A 24850-nucleotide genomic window follows, 5' to 3' on the forward strand; every position below is an offset into this window, starting at 1 on the left:
CAAAGGATTTTCTACTGTTCGACAAGCATGGCGACATGCTCGACAACTTTTTCAAAAACTTCTTCCGGCAATGCAAGGAACCCAGCCGCTTCGGTTTCTACCGCATAGCGGCGGATCAGGTGGATTCACTTCTGGGAGTGATGAAGGACCTGCTGCAGCATCCCTATCAGAACAAGGACATCCTTGCCCCGCACAAGGTGGACACATTCCCCTATCAGATGCAGGCGGAAGAAGAGAAAACGGAAAAGAAAGAGGAACAGGGTGAAACCCAAAAACAGGAAAACATGGAACAGAAACAGGAAAAAACGCAGGAAAAGCCTCAGACCCGACAAGGCTACCAGCCCATTGACGAGAGTTCAATCAACTGGCAGGAACTGAAAGAGAAATGGGGCATCGACCGTGAGGAGCTTGAAAAGTCCGGTGACCTGCAGAAGATGCTCAACTACGGCAAGTCGGATCTGGTGAAAGTGTCCCCAAAGTTCGGGGAGGAAACCTTTGAACTGGATGCCCGCCTGTCATTCAGGAAAAACGAGGACGGCAGCATCGGTCTTGTACCGCATTTCATCCGCAAGGAACAGAAACTTGACGAATACAAAGGACACAAGTTCTCGGAATACGACAAAAGGAACCTGAAGGCTACCGGCAACATGGGGCGTGTGATTGACCTTGTGGACAAGGAAACCGGAGAGATTATCCCCTCGTACATCAGCATTGACCGCAAGACGAACGAAATCACCGATGTCCCTGCCAGCAAGGTACGCATACCGGAAAGAATCGGAAAGACGGAAATCACCAAACAGGAGCAGGAAATGCTCCGTGCGGGGCTGCCGGTAAAAGACAAGCTGGTGGAACGCAATGACGGAAGGAAGTTCGTAACGACCCTGCAGGTGAATGTGGAACAGCGCGGTGTCGAGTTCGTGCCGGGCACCGGAAAGTCCCCGCGTACCGTACAGAAACAGGACAACACGGAACTGCCGGAACTGGAACCGGACATGAACGACGCTGAAAAGCAGGATGCGAAGCAGCAGAAAAGGAACACATGGACGAACGAGGACGGCAGCATCCGCGGCATCACCAAATGGTGCGGCAAGCCCCTGACGGAACAGCAGCAGGCGGACTACAAGGCAGGCAAGACCATCAGACTGGAGAACGTGACGGACAAGCAGGGGCAGCACGCCATCATGTATGTCAAGTTCAATCCGGAAAAGGGACGCCCATACCGCTACGATGAAAATCCGGACAATGCCCAGAAAGTCGCCCCGTCGAACGAAAGCCGGACACAGGTGGCCGTAAACAGCGAGGGCAAGACGAACGAAGCGACCAAGAATATCAAAGAGCCGCTGCAGCAGGGACAGTCAGCCCCGAAGGATGACGCACAGAAGCAGCAGCAGGAAAAGCCCAAGAAAAACAAAGGCATGAAAGTATAGTCCCGCACACCACTAAATCCAAAAACATAAAAAACAGAATCAAAACAAATCAGTATGAAAACAATCATAGCAGAAAAGCCCAGTGTGGCACGTGAAATTGCCCGCATCGTGGGTGCCGGCAAGCGAGAGGAAGGTTATCTGACCGGAAACGGTTATAATGTGACATGGGCATTCGGACATCTTGTCCAGCCCGCCATGCCGGAAGAATACAACCTGCACGGCTTTGTACGCAGCAACCTGCCCATCATTCCCGAAACCTTCACGCTTGTTCCCCGACAGGTAAGGACGGAAAAAGGATACAAGGCGGACAGCAGCGTGGTCGCCCAGATAAAAATCATTACCAGACTGTTCAAGGACAGCGAGCAGATTATTGTGGCGACCGATGCCGGCCGCGAGGGTGAGCTGATATTCCGATACCTCTATCATTATATCGGCTGTACGGTCCCGTTCGTGCGTCTGTGGATAAGCAGCCTGACGGACAAGGCTATCCGTGAGGGACTGAAACATCTTGAAGACGGAAGCAAGTATGACAACCTTTACCATGCCGCCAAAGCCCGAAGTGAAGCCGACTGGCTGGTGGGGATAAACGGAACGCAGGCACTGTCCATCGCAGCCGGACGCGGAACCTACTCGGTGGGACGTGTCCAGACGCCGACACTGGCGATGATCTGTGAACGTTATTGGGAAAACCGCCGTTTCACCCCCGAAGCCTTCTGGCAGCTGCATATCTCGGCAAAGGTACAGGACAGTGACGGAGTTGTGAAAATGCCGTCGGTGGAGAAATGGAAGGACAAGGCAACCGCAACAGCCCTATATAATAATGTAAAGGAGAGCAACACGGCTACTGTCGTGAAAGTCGAACGAAAGGAGAAAATCGAAGAAACACCGCTTCTGTATGACCTGACCACACTCCAGAAGGATGCGAACACGAAGTACGGGTTCACGGCAGAGCAAACACTCGACATCACGCAGAAACTTTATGAGAAGAAACTCGTCACCTATCCCCGAACCGGCAGCCGATACATCCCGGAAGATGTCTTTGCGGAAATACCAAAACTGCTGGCTTTCATCGGCAGGCTCTCACAATGGAGCGGCAAAATCCCGCAAAAGCCGGAGCCTACCCGAAGAAGCGTTGATGACAGCAAGGTAACAGACCATCACGCACTGCTGGTTACGGGAGAAAAGCCCCTGTTCCTTTCCGAAGATGAAAGCAAGGTGTACCATCTGATAGCGGGACGCATGATAGAAGCCTTTTCGGAAAAATGCGTGAAGGACGTGACAGCCGTCACGGTGGAATGTTCCGGCGTGGTGTTCTCAGCCAAAGGTCATGTAGTGAAACAGGCCGGATGGCGTGTCGTCTGCAAGGAAGAACAGGAAGAGACGATACTTCCGGACTGGAAAGAAGGGGAACTGCTGCACCTCAGCGGCTGTTCCATGACCGAAGGAAAGACCAAGCCCAAGCCTCTCCATACGGAAGCCACCCTGCTCTCGGCGATGGAAACGGCCGGCAGGGAAATCGAGGACGAGGAACTGCGTCAGGCACTGAAGGACTGCGGTATCGGAACTCCCGCCACCCGTGCCTCCGTCATTGAAACGCTCTTTGCCCGCGAATATGTGACAAGGCAGAAGAAATGCCTTGTGCCCACAGAAAAAGGGCTTGCCCTCTATTCCATTGTCAAGACCATGCGCATTGCCGACGTAGCCATGACCGGCGAATGGGAAAAGGAACTGGCGTGTATCGAACGCGGAGAGATGCCTGTCGGAAAGTTCCGCAAGGAGATTGAGGAATATGCGACGTCCATCACCTCCGAACTGCTGTCGTGCGAAAAGCTGTTCGGGAAAAAGGATTCAGGCTGCACGTGTCCCAAGTGCGGAACGGGCAGGATGCAGTTCTTCGGCAAGGTGGTACGATGCGACAACACGGAATGCGGCCTGCCCATATTCAGGCTGAAAGCCAACAGGATGCTTACCGACGATGAAATCAGGGAACTGCTGACAAAGGGAAAGACGGGTGTCCTGAAGGGATTCAAGAACAAGCAGGGCAAGCGTTTCGATGCCGCCCTGGTCTTTGATGCCGACTTCAACACCGGTTTTGTCTTTCCGGAAAGAAAGGACGGTGCGGCATCCGCAAAAAAGAGAAAGTGAGGAATGGGAAGTAAGGGATAATCCGCCTTTCGGATGAATTATCAGCGGAAATTATTTCGTATTTCATCCGGATTGGACTACCTTTGCCACTGATTCAAGGTTCATAAATCATCATACTGATCAAGACTTTGGATTTAGTGGTGGCACTCGGAGGGATACCGGGTGCCTTTTTCTTCCCCTTCCCCGTATATCCGGACATTTGTCAAATCACTAAATCCATTGTAAAAATGAACAAGAAGAATCTTGAACAGACCGAACTTTCCTATTACGGTCTGTATCTGCTGAACTATCTCAAGGAAAACAAGTTTGAACAGGCTTCCGATGCCGCCTTCGTGAAGGCGCGTGCCGATGAAGCCGCAGAAGCCTATGAGCGTGCAAGGCTTGAGGGGTACACTCCCGACGGTGCGCAGGAGATTGCCATGTCCGCACTCGTCCACGGCCTGCACTATTCCCGATACGCCATCCTGCGTGAAGTCGTGGAAAGCGAGTTTCATGAAGAGATTCCGGAAGACGCGCGTGAGGGCTTTGTAGAGAAACTGCTGCCGCTTGTGGGCAACGTATTCTCCATTTACGACCTGTCAGACGACCAGTTCGCCCTGTCGTCCGACTATGACCTGCTCTATACGGAGCTGACGGGAGCCGTCGTCCTTTACCTGAGGGAGTATGGCATTTAACCGCAAGCAGAAACTGCGCGACAACATCGAGGCGATACGGACGGCATTCACACTGGAGAAGGAACAGCGCACGCCCACCGCGCGTGAACGTGTGCTGCTGGAAAGGTATTGCGGCTTCGGGGGACTGAAGTGCATACTGAATCCCGCCAGAGAACTGACGGATGCCGTCCATTGGGCGAAATCTGACCTCGACCTGTTTGCCCCGACCATCGAACTGCACCGGCTGATCCGTGAGAACAGCCGGGATGAAAGGGAATACAAAAGTTATGTGGACTCGCTGAAATCATCGGTATTGACAGCCTTCTATACGCCGGCGGAGGTTACGGGTGCAATAACGGAAGCCCTGTATGACCGCAAGGTGCGTCCCGACCACGTACTGGAACCGTCCGCCGGGACGGGCGCTTTCGTGGATGCGGTGCTGCAATACCAGCCGCAGGCGGATGTGATGGCTTTCGAGAAGGACCTGCTGACGGGCAAGCTGCTGGGCTGCCTTTACCCGGAACAGAAAATCCGCACGATGGGTTTCGAGAAAATCGAAAAGCCGTTTCTGAACCATTTTGACCTTGCCATCTCCAATATCCCTTTCGGGGATTTCGGAGTGTTCGATGCGGAGTTCAGCCGCAGCGCATCCTTTGGCAGACGTTCGGCACAGAAAGCCATCCATGACTATTTCTTCCTGAAAGGTCTGGATGCGGTGCGTGACGGCGGCATCGTGGCGTTCATCACCTCGCAGGGGGTATTGAACAGCTCGAAGGTATCCGTCAGGAACGAGATGTTCAGCAAGGCGAATCTGGTATCGGCAATCCGACTGCCCAACAACCTGTTTACCGACAATGCAGGCACGGAAGCCGGCAGCGACCTGATCATCCTGCAAAAAGACCTGCAAAAGAAAGAACTGACACAGGAAGAGAGGGTACTGACCATCATACAGACGGAACATAACGGCGGACTGACGGAGAACGCCTATTTTGCCTACCACACGGAACGTATCGTACATACCGATGCGAAGAGGGGTACCGACCCGTACGGAAAGCCCGCCATGATATATACGCACAGCGGAGGTGTGGAAGGTATCGCGACAGACCTGGGCAGGATGCTTGCGGAGGACTTGCGCAAACGTCTGGACATGGAACTTTATCATGGACGCAGGACAGCGGCGGAACAGACCGTACAATCCGCCATGAGCATCTCCATGCCGGAAACTGAAACAGTGAAGGCGGAAAGGGAGGTTCCCGAACCTGACCCCGTCCGGCAGCAACCGGAGAACAGGGATGCAGCGACAGAAGAAAAGGCACAACCGGTTACGGAAAGACAGGAGACCGGGACGCATGAGCCGGAACAGGCTCCAACCGTGCAGCTGACACTCTTTGACCTGTGGGAATATACTGAAGAGGAACGCAATCAGGCCCTTTCGGGCAAAAAGAAAAAGTCCGCAGCCAAGTCAAAGGAAAAGAACGGCAAGAAGCAGGCACAGGTTACGCCGAAGGTTACGGATAAACCGGCGGCTGCATCTGCCGTTTCCCCGCAAACGGAGACTGAAGACGAAAAGGCGGAAGATGTGAAAGATGTGAAAGCGGAAGATGTGGAAGCCAAAGAAACGGCAGTCCAAGCCCATCCGGACGACATATATGCGGATATAGACTGGGAGGAAAACCCGCCCATCAACGGTTTTTACGAAACCATGATGCACCTTACCCCCGAAGTGCGTATCCAGCTCAGGCATGAGGCGGAGAAACACAGACAGGAACTGCTTGCGAAGTCCGGCATGAAAGACACCCTCGACCCGGCGTTTGTGCCATCGTCGGATTCCCGGCCGGTGCAGCAGGCTGACATGACACACGGGTCAGAACAGGCACCGGAAGATGAAAGCCCATTGCCGGAAGGTATGACCGCTACGGCTGAGAATCCGTCCGTACAATCCGGACAGACGGGAACGACTTCCGCTTCGCTGTTCCCGGAATATGATACGGAACCTGCCAAGGAGGAAACTGCCGACCTGACACCGCACCCGTACAGCGGGATGGTGGAAGCCTATCACCGTGACGGCTCAATGGTGGCGGAAGGGACCACCGTCGGGTATCTGAGGGACATCACCCCCTATGGAGCCACCTTCCACCCGCTTGACCTGAAAGGCTACCAGAAGGAAAAGGCCCTGCTGTATATATCCATCCGTGACGCCTATGAACGCCTGTACCGGAATGAGGCGGAAAACCGGACGGAGGACAGCCGTCAGCGTGAATACCTGAACGTGTCCTATGACGAGTTCGTGATGCGTTACGGCAACCTGAACGCCAGACAGAATGCAAAACTTCTGATGATGGATGCCTCCGGGCGTGACGTCCTTGCACTGGAACGTGCCGAAGAGGGGAAATTCGTGAAGGCGGACATTTTCGAGCGTCCCGTTTCCTTTTCGGTGGAAACATACGTCAATGCCGGGTCGCCCGAAGAAGCCCTGTCCGCCTCGCTCAACAGATATGGCGGCATAGACCTCGACTTCATGCGTGCCATAACCGATAGTACGGAAGAGGAACTGCTCGGAGCCCTGCAGGAACGTATCTATTACAACCCGCTGGTTTCGGGCTATGAGATAAAGGACCGATTCATTGCCGGAAACGTGATAGAGAAGGCGGAGCTTGTGGAAGAATGGATAAACGACCATCCCGGACATGAGCGGCTTGCGGATGCGGAGCAGTCTCTTGAAGCCCTGAAAGCCGCCACGCCGCAGCGTATCGGTTTTGAGGAACTGGACTTCAATTTCGGCGAGCGATGGATTCCGACAGGCATCTATGCCGCCTACATGAGCCATCTGTTTGACACGGAAGTGAAAATCTCCTATTCGCCGAGCCTTGACGAGTTTTCGGTGGCATGTGCCTACAAGAACATGAAAATATGGGAGGAGTTCTGTGTAAAGGGCTATTACCGGAACTATGACGGCATGAGTCTGCTGAAACACGCTCTGCACAACACCTGCCCCGACATGATGAAGAAGGTCGGCGAGGACGAAAACGGAAACGACATCAAGGCACGCGACAGCGAGGGCATCCAACTCGCCAACGCAAAGATTGACGAAATCCGCAACGGCTTTACTGAGTGGCTGGAGGAACAGTCGCCACAGTTCAAGGAGCGTCTGACAACCATGTATAACCGGAAGTTCAACTGCTTCGTTCGACCGAAATATGACGGCTCGCACCAGACATTTCCCGACCTGAACATGAAGGGGCTGGAAAGCCGGGGTGTGAAAAGCATCTACCCATCGCAGAAGGATTGTGTCTGGATGCTGAAACAGAACGGAGGCGGGATCTGTGACCATGAGGTTGGAACCGGCAAGACGCTGATAATGTGCATCGCAGCACATGAAATGAAACGTCTCCGGCTTGCCCACAAACCGATGATTATCGGGCTGAAGGCGAATGTCTCCGAAATTGCGGCGACCTATCAGACAGCCTATCCGAACGCACGTATCCTGTATGCCTCGGAAAAGGACTTTTCAGCCGCTAACCGCGTTCGGTTCTTCAACAACATCAAGAACAATGACTATGACTGCATCATCATGTCGCACGACCAGTTCGGAAAAATCCCGCAGTCGCCGGAACTGCAACAACGCATCCTGCAGGCAGAGCTGGATACGGTGGAGGAAAATCTGGAAGTGCTGCGCTCGCAGGGCAAGGACGTGTCGCGTGCGATGCTGAGAGGACTGGAGAAACGCAAGTTCAACCTGCAAGCCAAGCTGGACAAGGTAGAACACGCGATAAAGTCGAGGACGGACGATGTGGTGGACTTCAGGCAGATGGGCATCGACCATATTTTCATAGACGAGTCGCACCAGTTCAAGAACCTGACGTTCAACACAAGGCATGACCGTGTGGCGGGTCTGGGAAACTCGGAAGGCAGCCAGAAGGCACTGAACCTGCTGTTTGCTATCCGCACCATTCAGGAGCGGACGGGAAAAGATCTGGGAGCGACGTTCCTGTCGGGCACGACCATCAGCAACTCGCTGACGGAGCTGTACCTGCTTTTCAAGTACCTGCGTCCGAAGGAGCTGGAAAGGCAGGACATCCGATGCTTTGACGCATGGGCGGCAATTTTCGCCAAAAAAACGACGGATTTCGAGTTCAATGTGACGAACAACATCGTGCAGAAGGAACGCTTCCGCTACTTCATCAAGGTGCCGGAGCTGGCGGCGTTCTACAACGAGATAACGGACTACCGTACAGCGGAGGATGTGGGCGTGGACCGTCCGCACAAGAACGAGATACTGCACAACATACCTCCCACGCCCGACCAGGAATATTTCATCAAACAGCTGATGGAATTTGCCAAGACGGGCGATGCCACACTGCTCGGCAGATTGCCGTTGTCGGAAACGGAGGAAAAGGCGAAGATGCTCATCGCCACGGACTACGCAAGGAAGATGGCACTGGACATGCGCATGATAGACCCGGAATATGAAGACCACCCGGACAACAAAGCGAGCCACTGCGCAAGGATGATAGCGGAGTACTACCGCAGGTATGAAGCACAGAAAGGAACGCAGTTCGTGTTTTCGGATCTGGGAACCTACCAGACGGGAGAAGGCTGGAACGTGTACAGCGAAATCAAGCGCAAATTAGTGGAGGACCACGGCATACCGGCACAGGAAATCCGGTTCATACAGGAGTGCAAGACGGAAAAGGCACGCAAGGCGGTGATTGCCGCCATGAATGAAGGTTCGGTACGTGTGCTGTTCGGCTCGACGAGTATGCTGGGTACGGGTGTGAACGCACAGAAACGATGTGTGGCCATCCATCATCTTGACACACCGTGGGTGCCCGTCCGACCTTGCACAGCGTGACGGGCGTGGCGTGCGTGCGGGAAACGAGATCGCCAAGCATTTTGCCGGCAACAATGTGGATGTCATCATCTATGCGGTGGAAAAGTCGCTGGACTCGTACAAGTTCAACCTGCTGCACTGCAAGCAGACGTTCATCAGTCAGCTGAAGAGCGGTGCAATGGGCGCAAGAACCATAGACGAGGGAGCGATGGACGAGAAATCCGGCATGAATTTTTCGGAATACATGGCGATACTGTCGGGGAACACCGACCTGCTGGACAAGGCGAAGCTGGAGAAGAAGATAGCCTCGCTGGAGGGTGAACGCAAATCGTTCAACAAGGGCAGACGCGAAACCGAACGGAAACTTGAATCCAAAACCGCCACATTGTCCGACTCGATAGAGAAAGCCAGGGGTATGACGGAAGACTGGGAAAAGTTTACGGCAGCGGTACAGACCGACATGGACGGCAACCGCCTGAATCCGATACGGGTGGACGGACTGGAACAGACGGATGAAAAATCCATCGGCAAACGCCTGCAGGAGATAGCGAAGAACGCCACGACCGGCGGACAGTACAAGCGTGTGGGCGAACTGTACGGCTTCCCCATCAAGGTGGTCAGCGAAAGGACGCTCAAAGAAGGTCTGGAGTTTATCGACAACCGCTTTGTCATAGAAGGCAATTACAAGTACACCTACAACAACGGGCATCTGGCAATGGCTGACACACATGCCGCCGCCACGAATTTCCTGAACGCACTGGAAAGGATACCGGGCATCATCGACCAGTACAAGGAAAAGATCGCCACGCTGGAGCGTGAAATCCCGCAGTTGCAGGAGATAGCCGGGAAGACATGGAAGAAAGAGGACGAGCTGAAACAGCTTAAATCAGAACTCGCCGCACTGGACCGCAAGATACAGCTGGAGCTGGCTCCGCCCAGCGAGAGTGTCCCCGACGGAGAAAAGCCGTCCTTGCCGGAAGGAACCGAGGCAAAACCAGTGCCTATGGAGCCGCAGCTGCAATCTGGCTATGTAATGGGTGATTTGCAAAAGGAAAGCAAACCGAAAGGTTTGAAACTGTAATTAAAAGACGGTTGTCATAAGGCAGCCGTCTTTTATTATGAGATTATTTGTTGCAATTGTAAAGAAATACATTCTTAAATGAATGAAAATTTCTTTCTTACCGTGTCTGTGTGATTTTGAAGTTCAAAAAATGGATGAAATCGCATCAAAATGTTTTGTAAAACGTGGTAACGGACCTAAATCTTATTTGTCTAATATTAAAGGCAGCAATGCCGTTTACAAAGAATTTAAGTCGTTCATAAAACGGTTTTCTTCCATAATGAGAAAGGTAGTTATTTACCCCAATTATAAATGCTTAAGATATGGAAGAGAAACTATCTTTGGTGATAACCTTGCCTGAAAGTCTGGCAGGATTGCCTATACGATTTGAAGTTAATTCGGGTTGTAGAAATATCGCATTGAACTTAGAATCATCAACCCCTATTAAGAAAAAGTATCTGCTGATATGGAACCAGACAGATTATTTGAAAGTGGATGACGAAGATATTCTATGGATTAAGGCTGACGGAAGTTACAGTTGCATCCATTTTAGGGATGGAAACAAAATGATGGTTTCAATCAATCTGGCCAATATCATGAAAGACCTCCCTCAGAAAAAGTTTATGAGGATACATCGTTCATATATTGTAAATGTCAGAAATGTTGAAAGTATCGCTGGAAACTGTGTAAGAATGAACGGCCAATATATTCCGATAGGTCGCGAATACCGCAAAGATTTCTTTGAGCATTTCTCTTTTATCGGTGTCAGAAAGAATCCGTTGTAATGTTGTTCATAAAGGATTCCGGCAGTTCGTAAAACAAATTTGCCCCACTTATATGCCTCCCGTAAATTTACCATCGTAAACCTACAGGTTACATTAAAACAATTTATTATTAACAATTAAAAAAAGGAGGTCATTATGGCAATTGACACCACCCCTTCGCAAGTAGCAACCAGTGCACTACAAGCGATTCCCTTCGGTTCCATTATCGGAGGTCCGTTGAAAGCTGCAATCGAAGCACAGGCTATGGCAGCCCAGACATCATGGCAGTTTATTCAGGAAGTAGGTCTGACGGTTAATCCGCAGACAAATCAGAAAGAAGCCGTGAACGTATCGTTCCAGTTCATGCAGGACGGACGCATGGTACAGCTGAATGTTCCGTTGCTGACCATTGTACCTATCCCGTACATTGCAATCCAGAACGTGGACATCAACTTCAAGGCCAACATTTCTGCATCATCTTCTTCGGTTCAGGAGAACACATCTTCTGAGGCGATAGATGCCGGGGCAAACATCAAAGCCAAAGCCGGCTGGGGACCTTTCAGCGTGGAAGCAGACATGAAAGCCAACTATTCATCCAAAAAGGACTCAAAGGCTACACAGGATTCACGTTACAGTGTGGAATACACAATGGACGTGGCGGTGAAGGCCGGACAGGACAGTATGCCGGCAGGTCTGGCAAAAGTGCTTGAACTGTTGGGCAGCGCGATGGATGTCAGCAATCCAAAAGGTACACTTGAAGTCAATGCTCGCAAGTTGACTCTTGACCCGAACGGCAATGCGACTTTGATTGTCACTTACAAGAACTGCAACGGTCTGTTCGAATCTGAAAAAGTCAAAGTAACAGATGGAAACGGAAATCCTTGCAACGCTACTGAAACCAATGCAGAGAGCGCAGTCTTTGAATTGAAGGCTATCGGTGATTACACTGTTGAAGTTACTGACAATGCCGACAAAAAGCTGAATGTGAAAGTAGAACAGTAATTCAGATCATTAAAACCTAAAAAAGAATCTTATGGCTCAATTAAGTACAATTATCAGTTCAATCCTCCGCGATATGGTATCGGCACAACATGAAGCCAACATGTATGCCGCATCGCTGGAAGAGATTTACAGACGGGACGGACGTCTGGAAAGGTTTCACCTGCCTGCCATTGCGCTCGGTGAACTCGAGCTGGGCATCCAATATGGAGTAAAGGACGATTCCGCCCAAAAGGAACAGTTTGAAATCAATTATCCGGCATTGCGGACACTCTCGAAAGAGATCAGTTCGCAGCTTGCCAATACCGTATTGGCCAGTGTGCTGAAAACATTTCAGGAAGCAATGCCCGCGAACAGCGCTGAAGGGGAGGACAACCCCGTACTCATGCTGAACAGCGCTCCGGATATGAAACGTGATTTTTGTGCCTATCTGAGTCGTAAGATTCTTAAATCATTCCGTGAGTCATTCCTCACACTTATCAACGACGACGGTACTGCCAACCGGGGGCAAATCATGAAATGCGTGATTTCGACCTGCGAGGAAGAAGTACTTAACAACAAGGATTTCAATTTTCATTTTGACCAGGCGGGCGGCACTTTACTCCGCGAAAAGGTAAGGCAGGACATCCGCCAGTCGGTCAAGACGGTGCTGGACGAGTCCCTGAAGGATTTGGACTTGAAACGCAAGAAATTCGTTCCTTCTCTTGATGTAACGGTTAATTCGGAAGAAATAGCGAAACTTCCTGACGAATGTGTCCACACACTCCATCTGAAACTTGACCCTCGCGACATCAGGCTATATCAGGATGAGAACAAATAAATTCAATCGTACAACATAAAACCCCATAATCATGGCAAGTGAGAATAACCAAAAGAACATCAGCAGCCAAGTGATGGAACTGAAAGACCTTATTTCCGGCCCGTTGGTTGCCACAATAGACGCGGATACCATTTCCGCCAGAAGGTATCTGAGCTACCTGATAGAACTGGCATTTGAAGAATACGACAAGGAAACGGGCAAGGGCGGCAAGTTACGGACACTTGATTTCACATTCACGAGCCAGGATGTGAATGGCACACATCTGCAAAGAATCAGCATTCCGCTGCTGACCCTTGTCCCGCTTCCTCTGTTGCAGGTAAAAGAAGCGGATTTCGATTTCGACATACAGGTCGTAGATGCGATCAGTGCGGACAAGGATGCCACATTTTCATTTAAGAAAGGTGAACCCCAATCGGAAGAAGACAGCAACGACGGTGTCAAACTGCGTGTATCTATGGCTCCAAGCAGTGCCAGCGGCAGTGTGAAGACGACAACGCAACAATCGCTGACAGCCAATATGAAGATAAAAGTCAAGATGCAGCAGGCTGACATGCCCGGTGGTGTGGCGAACCTGCTTCATCTGACAACCAACAATCTTCAGATAGAAGATATAAACGGTCCATCTTCAGAAAAAGAAAATAAGGAGGAAGAAGGAAATGGCAAACAATAATCAACAAGAACAACGTGTTCCGGGGTTTGCCTGTCCGCAATGCGGCAGATTCATTGCCACGAGTATAACAGAATTGCTTTCGGCTACCTATCTGCAATGTCCGTTTTGCCATTTGAGACTGAACATTGACCGCCGGCAGTCTTCCAAAGCATTGAACGCCCTTGCCAAAGTGGAGGCGGCACGTCTGAATGTGGAAAAAAAGAGCAAGTTCAACAGATAAAAAACGCTCATGGAAAAAAAAGGAACATGGAAACGGGTCAAGTCCACCATACACCGATGGTACGTTGCGTTTTTGCGCTCACTGGGACTCCGGAAAGAGGAACCCTATGAGAACAGGCATACCGATACCCCGCCGGATTCTCCCGGTGTACCTCCGGTTCCGATGCCGGACATTCCGCCCCTTTCTCCTGAAGGATTCCCCGAAAGCAGCATTTCTGCCGACATCATCTGCAAACGGCTGGAACATTTGAGCAAAAAACGGCTCTTTTCCGTACGGAAGAACGGCAACCGTGCGGAATGGAAGGTACGTCCGGCAAATTTTGTGGACGCCTATCTTTTCCTGCTCAGCATACCTCGTGTAGAAGTGTCGCGGTTGACAACCCGGCGTATAGGGGACAAGACCGTAATCAGTGTCTCGTTTCAAGACGGAGGAAAAATTGAACTGATCAACAAAAAAATACTCTCGGAGAAAAAGCTTTTCCTTCGTCTGACGAAAGGGAAAGAGTGTTTGTTAACCATATATTTTATCAACTCTTAAAAAATGTAATTTATGAATCCATTTGAAAAATGTCTGGACGGACAGTCCGAAATGCTGGTGGCTTGTGCAACCATGCTGGAAAAGTATGTGTCAAAGTATCCGCAGACAAAAGGTAATGTAAAGTTCAACGATGAAGACATGAAGCTGTGGAAAGAGAAGTTCTACCCGTCATTGGTGGAAAGCGGTCCGCAACTTCCCGACAACCTGTTTTTCGACCCTTCGGGAAAGAACAAGGACATCGGTATCGGTAAGGACGGCGAGTTCAGCGCAACTGAACTGTTCCAGTTCCTTTACCGGGTATATAAAGCCCTGTATGAGGTTACAGCTATGAACAAAGGATTGATATAATGCCGTTTCATATCGTCCTGAGGAGCGTGCGGAAAAAGCATTGAGGGGCTCGCCGCTCCTTTTCATTTTAACAACATAACCATTAAAAAAAAAGATTATGCAAACAATCAGATTAAATTCGACCGGTCCGGACGTGGAACTGCTCCAACAACTTCTCTGCAAGTGGGGATATAAGGTGAACGGAACAGGTGTTTTTGACGCGGAAACGGATGCTGCCGTCCGTAAATTCCAGCGTGACGGACGACTGGACGCCGACGGCATAGTCGGCAAATGTACCTGGGACTTGCTTCAGAACGAGGATGCCCGCGCCCTTTCTTCCTATCGCATCAATGATGCCGATTATGAGAGAGCAGCCGGTCTGCTCGGCGTGGAAGTGGCAGCGGTCAAAGCCGTTCTTGAAGTGGAAACTGGCAATAAGGGCGGTTTCCTTTCCCCCGGGCATCCTACCATACTTTTTGAAGGCCACATCTTCTGGAGCCAGTTGAAGGAAAGAGGTATCGACCCGGAGAAATACCGGAAAGGAAACGAGGATATTCTTTATCCGAAGTGGGACAAAAGCCACTATAAGGGCGGCATAAAGGAATATGACCGTCTGGAGAAAGCCCGTGCCATCCATCGTGAAGCCGCCGATTCTTCCGCAAGCTGGGGGCTGGCACAGATCATGGGATTCAATTACAAGGCTTGCGGCTGCAAGAATGTAAGCGAGTTCGTCGGTGACATGACGGAAAACGAGGGCAGGCAGCTGGATCTGTTCGTCCGCTTCCTGCAAGGGAACAAATGGGACAAGTATCTCCGTACACTTGACTGGAAAGAGTTTGCCCGTCATTACAACGGTCCGTCTTATGCCCAGAACCAATATGACATGAAATTGGAAAATGCGTACAAGAAGTATAAATAATCCGGTATGTTACGCCGTCCTGCGTATGTTTATCCTGATGTTGCTTGTTTTGTCGGCAGGCGACATCAGGTCATTTGCGTCTGAGCAAGGGGATTCCGACAGCATCCTTGCCGTCCTTTTCCCGAACGGCAAGGCCATCGGTCAGCCCTATACACGCAACTGCACGGACATCAGGATGGTTCGTGTGTTCAGCGAGGACGAAGCCTACGGCATTTTCAGGCGTCTGTGCGGGAAAGAGTATATTTTTCCGGTGAGTGACGGAAGGTATCATTACCATGCGTGCCTGCTTGCCAAGCCATATACCGGTTATCTGCTTTACAGTTTTCATGTGAAGCCCGACACTTATGAGGTCGGTGTCATTTATGTGCATTCACCCGAACTTCGTAAACTCGGGATAAAGGAGCTTCATTTAGTAAAAGCCATAAAAATAAAGAAATAATCCATTGTTCTTTGACATACATATGAAAAATAAGGGGGGTAGATGATAAAAAGCTCTGATTAGAGGCCTAATACGAACGGATTTTTGTAAATTCGCAAAATTTTTAGAAATCCGAAATGATAATACAAGGTCCTGAAATATATTATGCGGCATCCTGCCTGATACTGGTCGTTACGTCACTGTTTTGTGCGTTGGTGCGTTATTTCCACATGTGCCGTCCGTTTGACGAGGAAGAAACCTATTTTTATCCGGCCCGCAAGCTCATCACGATTGTCTATGCCTGTTTTGCCTTGCCTGTGGTATGGCTTTTCCGCATGGACAGCCCGGACGCATACTTCTTTATGCGTGTTTTTCTTATGCTGCTGTTGCCCGGTGCGGGCGTGTTGTCGTTCCGCCGGTTTTTCTTCAGCAAGACAAGACACCGCAGACTGATATTTGTATTGTCCGGTATCATTCCTCTTGTCATTATACTGGTCTGTTGGATATACGGCTGGATTGGTGGAGATACCCTCCACCGCCATCGTGATATGCTTCTTCTCCTTATCGGAGGATATTCCCTGCTGCTTACAGCCATGCTGTTGCATACCACAAGCTGGCTGTTGCGCCAGATTCGCCTACACATGCAGGAAGAATATTCCAACAGTGAAGATTTTCCGGTACGTTTTGCCGGTTTTGTCGTATTCATGCCGGTGCTGTATCTGGGAGCCGCATGGTGGCTGTTTATCACCGGCGACCATAATTATAACATGTGGTTCCAGCTGGTCATTTCTGTCATGCACATCGTACTTTTGATACGGATATTGCATCCGCAACGGAAAGAATACAGGGAAGTGGTGGAAGAAGCGGAAGAACTCATAGCGGAAAAAATAGAAACGGTACTGTCCGACCGGGGAAGCGGCAGCAGCCTGCTGTCTGTTGATGCCAAGGATGAACTGGAAGCGAAAATACGGGCAGCATTGACCGAGGACAGGCTTTACCTGAATCCGAACCTGAAAATCGGCGAACTGGCAGATGCGGTAAAGAGCAACCGGAAATATGTATCCATTGTCATGAAAGAACGTTTCGGTTCCTTTTATAAGGAACTGAACCGGCTCAGGATTGAGGCCGCTGTCCGATACCGGGAAGAACACCCTTCGGCAAGCCGTGAAGACATTGCCACACATTGCGGTTTTTCCAATGTAAGGACTTACAGCCGAAACCTGAAATCCGGGATGCAGGACAAGAATACAGAAGGACAATTTAAGGAAATTCCCTGAATTGTCCCTCATTATGAGCATTTTTCCTTGAATTGTCCTTCAAATTTTCTAAGATTGTCCTCTCACTTTCCGTTAAAATCCGCTAACTTTGCAAGCGGAATTTAATAATTGAATGACAATGTATTCCGATTTACAATCAGTTTTGGGAAATAGGGTAATGTGTTCAGGCAACATTCCGTTGTCCGCTGCATCGTGCATATACCTGTATTCAAAAAAGTGTCTTGTAAATTTGGATATGTGTGAGATTTGTGTAAACACACACACACACACACACACATTGCGACCGGCGTATCTTCGCGCGTTAATATACTTATTATCATCAATACATGCAAGGGTGGAAACTCCTTTTTACGGGAGCTTTCCGCCCTTTTCCGTATTCGTATGCCCCGTTTAACCCATTAAAACAAAAGTCGTATGAATACCGAAATAACCATTATAGCAAGTATATTCCTGTTGCTGGGCGGACTGGCAGCGTTTCCGTTTACGCTCGATTACAGCAATACTTCATGGATGCCCCGTTGGATAATAGACAAATTGACGTATATTAATTAACCATAATAAATAAAAAAATGCAAGACAATAAAAAAATAACAAGCCTTGAGAGCTACGAAGCTCCCAAATGTGAGATTATTGAAATACAGAATGAAGGCGTGCTGTGCGGCAGCGATTACAGTGCCACACACCGTGGTTTTGAAGACAGCGACGAAGTGATTTGGTAAATTCTGAACAAATAAATATAACAATGAAAGCAAAAAACATGACCATCGCCGCACTGGCCCTGCTGTTGGCAGCCTGCGGCAACGAAGAAATCATTGAGAACAACGAAAGCGGCAGCACGGGGAAGGTACACATGACCTTCACCGCCGGAATGCCGCAGACACGTACCTCGCTGGGCGAGGACGGCCATGCCGTCAACTGGACGCAGGGCGACCTGGTAGCCATCTACGACGGAACGGAAACCATCTGCAAGTTTGAAGCAACCGAAGTCAGCGGCAGCACCGCCACCCTGGAAGGTGAGGCCAAAGTGACCGATACCTACACCGCCTTCTATCCCTACACCGACGACGGGACGCTGACCCTCGACAACACTGCCATCACCTTCACCCTGCCCGCCACGCAGACAGCCACGGCAGGCGGCTTTGCCGAAGGGCTGAACCCCTCGTGGGCACAGGCGACGGACGGCAGCAAAAATCTGACGTTCCATAACCTCTGCGCCCTGGCCAAGTTCACCGTGGACGCAGAGGGTGTGACGGAAGTTACCCTGACCGCCAACCAAGAAAGCGACGCACTGTCAGGCGGGCTGACCTATACCATCGCCGATGGCACGCTGGCCGCCAACGACGGCGCTTCCCGGTCGGTAACGCTGACGGGAACCTTCACGAAAGGCGAGGAGTACTACTTCGTCGTGGCTCCCGGCATGCTGACGGGCGGCATTACCCTGAACTATATGGGTGAAGGCGGCAAGACATACGTCAAGACCACCCAAAAAGAGGTGACCTTCGCCGCCGGAAAGATTACCAACCTGGGCGTACTGGATATCGCCAATTTCACCGAGGCCCTCAATGCGGCGTTTGCCAATGCCGTGAAAGAATCCAACCCAAATATCGGCTGGAGGGCGAACCCCGATGGCACCGTATCCCTGGATGAGGATAACAAATTGCAAATAATAATGAATGGGGGAACTTTCTTGGATTTGCAAAATAAAAACATTACCAGCCTTGCCGGCATTGAGTACTTCACCGATCTGGAGCATTTGGATTGCATGGGTAATCAATTGACTACCCTTGATGTAACCAAGCTGACCAATCTGAAGAATTTATTCTGCAGCGATAATCAACTGACTACCCTTGATGTAACCAAGCTGACCGATCTGGAGACTTTGGATTGCAGGGGTAATCAATTGACTACCCTTGATGTAACCAAGCTGACCAAACTGATGTTTTTGATTTGCGCCGGTAATCAACTGACTACCCTTGATGTAACCGGGCTGACCAATCTGAAGAATTTATTCTGCAGCGATAATCAACTGACTACCCTTGATGTAACCGGGCTGACCAATCTGACGGATTTGGAGTGCAACGGTAATCAACTTGTCTCGTTGGATGTCAGTACTTTGGAAGAGCTTAAAATTTTGTGGTGTCATGGCAACAAGATGACGGCTCTCGATATAACCAATAACGCATATTTGGGGGATTTGAAGTGCGGGAACCAGCAAGATAATCAGCAACTGACCCTGACATTGTGGGACACCAAGAAGGAGTTTTGGGACAGGATGTTAGACAGGTATTCAGATGAAAACAGCAATGTCACAACCAATGTTATAGAGGCTCCTGTCAATGCCGATCACGACGGCTACGAAGAGGACGGCGGAGAACCCGTATTGCAGTAAAAACAAATTGTCAACAAGTATATGGAAACGACAAAAGAGCGCTATGAAGCGCCGCTCTGCGAGGTGTTGCAGATGGATGCCGTGCAGGTGATATGCACGAGCGGAATCCATGAAGGATTCGAGGACGGCGAAACGGTCGAATGGTAAAGGGCCGCTGATGCAACCCCCTGCCTTTCTGCCGTATTGTCCCGCACCCGATGAAAGGGTATAGGAAAAGGGCAATGCCCCGAAATACGAAAGGACATCAAACAGGAACTCCCGTTTCGGGCGGGAGCATTTGTGCCCGGCAACATCATACAGACACCGCAGCCCGCTACCGTAAGGTCAGTGGGCTGCATTTTAATAAGAAGAAAAGACACTGCTGTCCGGAGAAATTTTACCATAAAGTAAGTTGTACGACAGAACCCGTCTCCGGAACACTAACGGGGACTGTCGGCTGATTAGAAAGATCCCGGATGTCCGTCCTCTGGAAGAGGACCTGCCCGATTGAGTAATATCTCTCAGACCAGCTCTGTCTGTGAACTGAGCAAAGCTCATCACCATGAACTGGTCACGGCAATTGAACTTGATTGCGTGTCGGTCACCCTTGTGTTACTGAAGTTCTAATCGGAAAATCTTCTGATGCTTGCAAGTTATTGATATTTAATAAATAAAACCTTATCGGAGATTTTTTCTCCGGACACTAGTGTAATTCGACAAAAAAGTGCTCAAACGACAATTTCCATAAAACACTGTATTTTAACAGAAAAAGTTTTTGTAATATTTTGGGCGCTGAATGGCATTTATTACCTTTGGGGAAGACAAAGATAATAAATTCAAGTTTATATGAGCAGAAAAATCACTTTTCTTACCCTGTTTCTGTGGCTGACGGCAGTAACTTTTCCTGTCTTTGCGCAGCAGAAAGCAGACACGACCTACACCTTCCGCTTCGTGCCGCAGAAGGACATGTTCTATGTTCCCTGGAACGGCAATGACATGGAACTCGCCCGTCTGCTGGAGTGCATTGAAAGCAACAAGACGGACATTCTTGACGGCAAGTTGCCGCTTTATGTCGATGGCTACTGCAATTCCTTGAATGGCGAAAAAGAAAACCTCGCGATAGCCAAAATTCGCTCGAACCGTGTGAAATCCGAACTGATTATCCGTGCGGAAATCAAGGAAGAAAACTTTATCACCCGCAACCATGCGACAGAGGGAGACTTTGTCACTGTGCGCCTAACGATGCCGGTCAAGGAAACAGCCGCGACGGATGCGGAAGCGGAAGCACGACGCAAGGCGGAAGCCGAACGACTGGAAGCCGAGAAGCGTGCCGAACAGGAACGACTTGCCGAAGAGCAGCGCAAAGCGGAAGAAGCCCGACTTGCCGCTGAAAAGGCAGAGGCAGAGAAAGCCGCTCAACAAAACACACTTGCCGACATGCCGTCGGAAACCAAAATCACAAATGATTATCATCTCTCCCTGCGTGCCAACCTGCTGCGCTGGGCCACCCTGACACCCGATTTAGGACTTGAATGGCGCATCTGCCCGTCGTGGGGCATTGCCGTAAACGGCTCGTGGACTTCTTGGAGCTGGAGCGACAAAGACCGCCGCTATGCCCTCTGGGAAGTGGCTCCGGAAGTGCGTTACTACATGGGTGAGAAGAAAGCCTGGTATCTGGGTGCTATGTTCAAGGCCGGACAGTTCAACTACAAGCTCTCCGAAACAGGCAAGCAGGGCGACCTGATGGGTGGCGGCATCACTGCCGGCTACCGGCTGCGGCTGAACAAGGCATTAGATCTTGATTTCAACCTCGGCTTGGGCTACCTGAATGCCGACTATGAGAAATATGAAGTCATCGACGGTGTGCGCGTGCGCCGTGGCAACGAGACAAAGGACTGGTGGGGCCCCATCAATGCCGGTGTGACATTGGTATGGAAGTTATTCTAACTCGGAGGAATCGAATATGAAAGCAAGACAATATATAAATATGATGGGAATGGCAGCCGCCGTGCTGCTCTCTTCCTGCGTGAAGGACACGCTTTATGACACGCCGCATCCCGACTACGGGAAGATTGCGGTGACAGCCGACTGGTCGACCCGCGGTGAGGGCATCGACATACCTGCCACATGGACGGTCAACATGGGCGACTATACGGGTACGGAGACTTCCGCCACCCATACACCCGACCATCTGTTTGCTCCGGGCAACTACACCCTTGCGGTGTGGAACCCAGCTGAAGGAATCACGGTAAGCGGCACCACCGCCACCGTTGCCGCAGCCACGGGAAACCGGGCAGGCACGGATGCCTTTGTAAACAATACTCCGGGATGGTTCTTCACCTATACGGAACAGTTGAGCATCGAGAAAGACAAGGACTATCCGCTGACCGCCGCAATGAAGCAGCAGGTACGCGAGCTGACGCTTGTCGTCGAACCGACGGGTGATGCCGCCGGACGCATCACGGAGATTATTGCCCATCTGACGGGTGCAGCCGGAACACTCGACTTCGCAACCGATACCTACGGAGCCGCTTCGAGCGTCGTACTGCCCTTCACCAAGATAACCGAAGGTGATGATGCCGGCAAGTGGAAAGCCACGGTGCGGCTGCTGGGTGTGACCGGCACGGAACAGTTGCTGACGGGCGAAATCCGCTATGCTGACGGCAACCCGACCCCCACCACGTTGAAAAGCGACCTTACGGAAGCTCTCAAGGAGTTCAACACCGGAAAGGGCGAATCGCTGACCCTCGGCGGAACGCTGGTTGAGACTCCCGAAGGCATGGAAGTGGACGGAGCCGGAATTACCGGCTGGGAAGAAGTGAAAGGTGATGATGTAAATGCCGATTTGTAACTAATAAAATGACAGATATAATGAAGACAAGATTTTTTGCACTTGCGGCGCTCGCCCTCGCACTGGCAGCCTGCAATAACGACAACGAGATTCTGAACAATGACGGTCCCGTGGCCGCCCGGTTTATCGCCGACATCGCCCCTGCCACCCGTGCCAGCGGAACCACATGGACTGGCGGAGACCGCATCGGCGTCACCGACATCGGCAACGATACCCGGTACGGCAACGTGCCTTTCATCCTGAAGAACGGAACATTTGAGGCAGAAGAAAAGGTCATCTATATCGAAGATGTAAAGACCCATACTTTCCGCGCCTACTATCCGTACAACGCAGCGGGAGGCACCCTCGCAGCCACGACCGATGCCACGGCGCAGCAGAACCAGCCTGCCATCGACTTCCTCTTTGCTTCAGGAGCCACGGGAGACAAAAACAGCCCGGTGGTGAGCTTCACCGACAAAACCGACAAAGGCGGTGCAGACAACTCCTTCCACCACCGCATGAGCCGGATAACCCTTACCTTCGAGGCGGGCGACGGCGTGGATTTCAGTATGATCAAGCCTGAACGTTACACGCTGGACGGATTGATACTCACCGGTACGTTCAACACAGCCGACGGTATTGCCACCGCAGACGACGGGGCACAGACCGGAGAACTGACCATGGAGCTGGCAGACGGCAACCTCACGTCATCGGTCATCCTCTTCCCGCAGACAGCTGCCTCCCTGCCGTTGACTGTGAATTACAGAAGTCAGAATTATCATGCCACGCTCACCGTGCCCGAAGGCGCACTGCAGGCGGGAAACAACTATACCTATACCGTCAAGGTACGCAACAAAGGCCTTGAAGTCAGCGAAGCCACCATTGCAAAGTGGAACGATGTAGACGGCGGAGAAGTGGGCGCTGACCTGTAAGACATTACTAATTAAGAATGAAGAATTATGAGACATAGATTATTTATCCCCGCAGCCACCGCGCTGCTGCTCGGCCTTGCTGCCTGCACACAGGACGAACTGGCCGACGACAACCGTCTGCCCGAAGGCGAATATCCCGTAGTCATCCGTGCCACCGGATTGTCCGTAGAGGCAACGCCGCAGGCAGCCCCATCCACCCGTGCCACCGTGGACGGCGACTGGCAAGGTGTACAGACCGTGGCTCTCAAGATGGGCGACGCGGTAAAGGAATACACCGTAACGGCTACGGATGCCGACGGATACAAGAGCGCCACGCTCTCACGCACGGACGACCCGCACTACTGGACCAGCCGCGACCCGATTACCGTATCGGCATGGTGGCCTATCGACAAGGCTGACATCACACGGATGCCTGCCGTGAAGGTGGCCGAAGACCAAAGCAAGTTGGCAGACTTCCAGAACAGCGACTTCATCTCTGCTGAAAACCAGACGGTAAAATTTGACGACCCGAAACTCACCTTTACCCACCGCACGGCACGCGTGGCAATCGAACTGAAGCCCGGCACAGGATTCACGAGCGTGGACGGTGCCACAGTGAGCCTCGTGAGCCTGTCCACCGATAACGGCAACCCGACCGCCATCCAGACCTACCACGCAAGCGGCAACAGCTACGAGGCACTGACCGCCCCGCAGACCGTTGCGAAAGGCGAGCCGTTCATCCGCGTGGAACTTGGCGGCGGCAACTTCTACTTCCGCCCGCAGAACGACGTCGTGCTGGAGGCGGGCAACCGCTATACCTACACCGTCAAGGTGAACGCCACCGGCCTGACGCTGGAGGGCTGCACCATCGGCGGCTGGGAACCCGGCCAAGGCGAGAGCGGCGCAGCCGAGGATTTGGGCTACATCTACGACAACACCACCAAGACCTACACGGTCTATAACGCAGACGGCCTGCTGGCATGGAACGAAGCCGCGCAGAGCGACCTCAGCATCAACTGCACCCTCACAGCCGACATCGACCTGACTGACGAGACATGGACACCGATAGGCAGTGGGTTCGGTCCTGATAACGGTTATCAAGGCACCTTCGACGGGCAGGGACACAGCATCACAGGACTGACCATCACCACAAACACAACAGACGGCGAGAATGCCGCATTGTTTGACGGTATCGGGAGTGACGGAACGGTGAAGAACCTGCAAGTAGAGGTGAACTACACTGTGCAGCAAAACGGTGCGGCCGGCGGCATAGCATATGCCAACTACGGTACCATTACCGCCTGCTCCGTAAAGGGAGATATTACTGCAAATAGCGGTGCTGTCGGTGGCATTGCTGTTAGTAACCTCGACACCGGCATCATCACTGCCTGTTGGTATAACGGACAGTTGAAGGAGCGCAATATAGGAGGCATAGTCAGTAACAATAATAACACCGTCACCGCTTGCTACTGGGGCGGCAATGCCGGACAAGGAGTAAATAATAATATGGGAGGAACGGTAGATGCCACGAAGGTGGAGGATACGACCACTTGGCAGGACGCTGTCGATGGCATGAACGCCGCCCTCACCGGCAACGACTATCAATGGAAACTTGGCACGGACGGCCTGCCCGTACTGCAAAAGAAACAATAACAACCCCTAAACAACACGCAT

At 51.3% G+C, this 24850-nt stretch carries 21 protein-coding genes and 3 pseudogenes; 23 read left to right on the forward strand and 1 reads right to left on the reverse strand.

Annotated elements, in window-relative coordinates:
• The 19 genes and pseudogenes from I6E24_RS02415 to I6E24_RS17190 form a co-directional block, all read left to right on the forward strand.
• Positions 1–1427 (forward strand): DUF3945 domain-containing protein (locus I6E24_RS02415; protein WP_235325969.1); only part of this gene is annotated, 1427 nt, incomplete at its 5' end.
• Positions 1428–1481: 54 nt separating this feature from the next.
• A complete protein-coding gene (locus I6E24_RS02420; RefSeq protein WP_235325971.1) occupies positions 1482–3572 on the forward strand; it encodes a type IA DNA topoisomerase in 2091 nt (696 codons plus the stop codon).
• A 227-nt stretch (positions 3573–3799) separates the two neighbouring features.
• Positions 3800–4246, forward strand: coding sequence for a DUF1896 domain-containing protein (locus tag I6E24_RS02425; protein WP_205096138.1), 447 nt, complete (start codon positions 3800–3802; stop codon positions 4244–4246).
• Positions 4236–5390, forward strand: a pseudogene (locus tag I6E24_RS17470) (N-6 DNA methylase); the annotation flags it as partial. The gene I6E24_RS02425 and the pseudogene I6E24_RS17470, both read left to right, overlap by 11 nt.
• A 489-nt stretch (positions 5391–5879) precedes the next feature.
• Positions 5880–10137 (forward strand): annotated as a pseudogene (locus I6E24_RS02430) (helicase-related protein); the annotation flags it as partial.
• 302 nt (positions 10138–10439) lie between these two features.
• Positions 10440–10901: a LytR/AlgR family response regulator transcription factor gene (locus tag I6E24_RS02435; RefSeq protein ID WP_235303599.1), complete on the forward strand. Its 462-nt coding sequence runs from the start codon at positions 10440–10442 to the stop codon at positions 10899–10901.
• Positions 10902–11036: 135 nt separating this feature from the next.
• Positions 11037–11882, forward strand: coding sequence for a DUF2589 domain-containing protein (locus I6E24_RS02440; protein ID WP_235303303.1), 846 nt, complete (start codon positions 11037–11039; stop codon positions 11880–11882).
• A gap of 31 nt (positions 11883–11913) precedes the next feature.
• Complete coding sequence (locus tag I6E24_RS02445; protein WP_235303304.1) at positions 11914–12699, forward strand: hypothetical protein; 786 nt, start codon at positions 11914–11916, stop codon at positions 12697–12699.
• A gap of 31 nt (positions 12700–12730) precedes the next feature.
• Complete coding sequence (locus tag I6E24_RS02450; RefSeq protein ID WP_235303305.1) at positions 12731–13369, forward strand: DUF2589 domain-containing protein; 639 nt, start codon at positions 12731–12733, stop codon at positions 13367–13369.
• Positions 13356–13589 carry a hypothetical protein gene (locus I6E24_RS02455; RefSeq protein WP_177897438.1) on the forward strand — a complete coding sequence of 78 codons (234 nt, stop codon included), beginning with the start codon at positions 13356–13358 and terminating at the stop codon, positions 13587–13589. Before I6E24_RS02450 ends, I6E24_RS02455 begins: the two co-directional genes overlap by 14 nt.
• Before the next feature lie 9 nt (positions 13590–13598).
• On the forward strand, positions 13599–14126 hold the full coding sequence (locus I6E24_RS02460; protein WP_177897437.1) for a hypothetical protein: 528 nt from the start codon (positions 13599–13601) through the stop codon (positions 14124–14126).
• A 12-nt stretch (positions 14127–14138) separates the two neighbouring features.
• Positions 14139–14474 (forward strand): hypothetical protein, encoded by a 336-nt coding sequence (locus I6E24_RS02465; protein ID WP_177897435.1) that lies wholly within the window; start codon positions 14139–14141, stop codon positions 14472–14474.
• A gap of 97 nt (positions 14475–14571) precedes the next feature.
• On the forward strand, positions 14572–15372 hold the full coding sequence (locus I6E24_RS02470; protein ID WP_235303306.1) for an N-acetylmuramidase domain-containing protein: 801 nt from the start codon (positions 14572–14574) through the stop codon (positions 15370–15372).
• Positions 15350–15811 (forward strand): hypothetical protein, encoded by a 462-nt coding sequence (locus tag I6E24_RS02475; RefSeq protein ID WP_235303307.1) that lies wholly within the window; start codon positions 15350–15352, stop codon positions 15809–15811. Before I6E24_RS02470 ends, I6E24_RS02475 begins: the two co-directional genes overlap by 23 nt.
• Positions 15812–15927: 116 nt before the next feature.
• Positions 15928–17067, forward strand: coding sequence for a helix-turn-helix domain-containing protein (locus I6E24_RS02480; protein ID WP_235303410.1), 1140 nt, complete (start codon positions 15928–15930; stop codon positions 17065–17067).
• A 414-nt stretch (positions 17068–17481) separates the two neighbouring features.
• A complete protein-coding gene (locus I6E24_RS02485) occupies positions 17482–17619 on the forward strand; it encodes a hypothetical protein (RefSeq protein WP_022233797.1) in 138 nt (45 codons plus the stop codon).
• Between the two features lie 17 nt (positions 17620–17636).
• Complete coding sequence (locus I6E24_RS02490; RefSeq protein WP_235325974.1) at positions 17637–17786, forward strand: hypothetical protein; 150 nt, start codon at positions 17637–17639, stop codon at positions 17784–17786.
• Positions 17787–17809: 23 nt separating this feature from the next.
• Positions 17810–19456 carry a leucine-rich repeat domain-containing protein gene (locus I6E24_RS02495; protein ID WP_204403762.1) on the forward strand — a complete coding sequence of 549 codons (1647 nt, stop codon included), beginning with the start codon at positions 17810–17812 and terminating at the stop codon, positions 19454–19456.
• Positions 19457–19477: 21 nt separating this feature from the next.
• On the forward strand, positions 19478–19603 hold the full coding sequence (locus tag I6E24_RS17190) for a hypothetical protein (protein ID WP_262897125.1): 126 nt from the start codon (positions 19478–19480) through the stop codon (positions 19601–19603).
• A gap of 192 nt (positions 19604–19795) precedes the next feature.
• Here I6E24_RS17190 and I6E24_RS17475 read toward each other — a convergent pair.
• A pseudogene (locus I6E24_RS17475) lies at positions 19796–20035 on the reverse strand (DUF4372 domain-containing protein); the annotation flags it as partial.
• 246 nt (positions 20036–20281) lie between these two features.
• On the opposite strand from I6E24_RS17475, the gene I6E24_RS02500 reads away from it, so the two are divergent.
• From I6E24_RS02500 to I6E24_RS02515, 4 genes are read left to right on the forward strand one after another with little or no spacing between them, the layout of a single operon-like run.
• Positions 20282–21382, forward strand: a complete 1101-nt coding sequence (locus I6E24_RS02500; protein WP_235303022.1) for a DUF3575 domain-containing protein — start codon at positions 20282–20284, stop codon at positions 21380–21382.
• Between the two features lie 16 nt (positions 21383–21398).
• Positions 21399–22286 (forward strand): FimB/Mfa2 family fimbrial subunit, encoded by an 888-nt coding sequence (locus I6E24_RS02505; protein ID WP_204428355.1) that lies wholly within the window; start codon positions 21399–21401, stop codon positions 22284–22286.
• Between the two features lie 20 nt (positions 22287–22306).
• A complete protein-coding gene (locus I6E24_RS02510) occupies positions 22307–23197 on the forward strand; it encodes a fimbrillin family protein (protein WP_235303021.1) in 891 nt (296 codons plus the stop codon).
• A gap of 27 nt (positions 23198–23224) precedes the next feature.
• Complete coding sequence (locus tag I6E24_RS02515) at positions 23225–24829, forward strand: fimbrillin family protein (protein ID WP_235303020.1); 1605 nt, start codon at positions 23225–23227, stop codon at positions 24827–24829.
• Positions 24830–24850 lie beyond the last annotated feature (21 nt).

It is taken from the genome of Bacteroides caecigallinarum, assembly GCF_021530995.1.
GTDB lineage: Bacteria > Bacteroidota > Bacteroidia > Bacteroidales > Bacteroidaceae > Phocaeicola > Phocaeicola faecigallinarum.

What these genes read in the sequence shown, in the direction of transcription:
- I6E24_RS02425 (WP_205096138.1), top strand. Translation starts at nt 3,800, where the DNA reads ATGAACAAGAAGAATCTTGAACAGACCGAACTTTCCTATTACGGTCTG.
- I6E24_RS02455 (WP_177897438.1), top strand. Translation starts at nt 13,356, where the DNA reads ATGGCAAACAATAATCAACAAGAACAACGTGTTCCGGGGTTTGCCTGT.
- I6E24_RS02485 (WP_022233797.1), top strand. Translation starts at nt 17,482, where the DNA reads ATGAATACCGAAATAACCATTATAGCAAGTATATTCCTGTTGCTGGGC.
- I6E24_RS02450 (WP_235303305.1), top strand. Translation starts at nt 12,731, where the DNA reads ATGGCAAGTGAGAATAACCAAAAGAACATCAGCAGCCAAGTGATGGAA.
- I6E24_RS02510 (WP_235303021.1), top strand. Translation starts at nt 22,307, where the DNA reads ATGAAGACAAGATTTTTTGCACTTGCGGCGCTCGCCCTCGCACTGGCA.
- I6E24_RS02465 (WP_177897435.1), top strand. Translation starts at nt 14,139, where the DNA reads ATGAATCCATTTGAAAAATGTCTGGACGGACAGTCCGAAATGCTGGTG.
- I6E24_RS17190 (WP_262897125.1), top strand. Translation starts at nt 19,478, where the DNA reads ATGGAAACGACAAAAGAGCGCTATGAAGCGCCGCTCTGCGAGGTGTTG.
- I6E24_RS02420 (WP_235325971.1), top strand. Translation starts at nt 1,482, where the DNA reads ATGAAAACAATCATAGCAGAAAAGCCCAGTGTGGCACGTGAAATTGCC.
- I6E24_RS02500 (WP_235303022.1), top strand. Translation starts at nt 20,282, where the DNA reads ATGAGCAGAAAAATCACTTTTCTTACCCTGTTTCTGTGGCTGACGGCA.
- I6E24_RS02480 (WP_235303410.1), top strand. Translation starts at nt 15,928, where the DNA reads ATGATAATACAAGGTCCTGAAATATATTATGCGGCATCCTGCCTGATA.
- I6E24_RS02445 (WP_235303304.1), top strand. Translation starts at nt 11,914, where the DNA reads ATGGCTCAATTAAGTACAATTATCAGTTCAATCCTCCGCGATATGGTA.
- I6E24_RS02460 (WP_177897437.1), top strand. Translation starts at nt 13,599, where the DNA reads ATGGAAAAAAAAGGAACATGGAAACGGGTCAAGTCCACCATACACCGA.
- I6E24_RS02475 (WP_235303307.1), top strand. Translation starts at nt 15,350, where the DNA reads ATGCGTACAAGAAGTATAAATAATCCGGTATGTTACGCCGTCCTGCGT.
- I6E24_RS02440 (WP_235303303.1), top strand. Translation starts at nt 11,037, where the DNA reads ATGGCAATTGACACCACCCCTTCGCAAGTAGCAACCAGTGCACTACAA.
- I6E24_RS02470 (WP_235303306.1), top strand. Translation starts at nt 14,572, where the DNA reads ATGCAAACAATCAGATTAAATTCGACCGGTCCGGACGTGGAACTGCTC.
- I6E24_RS02505 (WP_204428355.1), top strand. Translation starts at nt 21,399, where the DNA reads ATGAAAGCAAGACAATATATAAATATGATGGGAATGGCAGCCGCCGTG.
- I6E24_RS02495 (WP_204403762.1), top strand. Translation starts at nt 17,810, where the DNA reads ATGAAAGCAAAAAACATGACCATCGCCGCACTGGCCCTGCTGTTGGCA.
- I6E24_RS02435 (WP_235303599.1), top strand. Translation starts at nt 10,440, where the DNA reads ATGGAAGAGAAACTATCTTTGGTGATAACCTTGCCTGAAAGTCTGGCA.
- I6E24_RS02515 (WP_235303020.1), top strand. Translation starts at nt 23,225, where the DNA reads ATGAGACATAGATTATTTATCCCCGCAGCCACCGCGCTGCTGCTCGGC.
- I6E24_RS02490 (WP_235325974.1), top strand. Translation starts at nt 17,637, where the DNA reads ATGCAAGACAATAAAAAAATAACAAGCCTTGAGAGCTACGAAGCTCCC.